This is a genomic window from Alcanivorax sp. HI0083 (genome assembly GCF_001635175.1).
The window spans coordinates 1-318 of the sequence record NZ_LWFX01000679.1 but is presented as its reverse complement, the minus strand read 5'-3'; the positions used below and the strand labels follow the sequence as shown (position 1 = coordinate 318).

Genomic DNA, 318 nt, shown 5'->3' with positions numbered 1-318 from the left:
CAGTGCCTTGTCCAGCCAGCGGTCACGCTCTTTCACGTTCAGCAGCTGCTCAGTAACCACCGCAATGCTTTCGCCATCACACAGACGATTAATCAACGGCAGATGGTCGATCAACGGATGAGGCAGATCACTCATGTCCGCCGCTTGTTGCTTGAACAAGCGGTACATCACCGCGCGGTTTTCGGCTTCATCATCCGCGAAATCCTGCTCGGCCAGTGCATCCAGCAGGCTGTCGGCATCGGCGTCCACCATGCGGTCCGCCATGCCGATTTCTACCGCTTCGCGACCGTTGATGTGCACCCCGGTGAGCCCCAGGAA

Annotated in this window: 1 protein-coding gene; it reads right to left on the bottom strand. The window is 58.5% G+C overall.

The genetic code is table 11. The features are described 5' to 3' along the window. The coding region (locus A3754_RS06740) for an enoyl-CoA hydratase/isomerase family protein (RefSeq protein ID WP_197468527.1) at window positions 1-318 on the bottom strand (318 nt) is incomplete at both ends.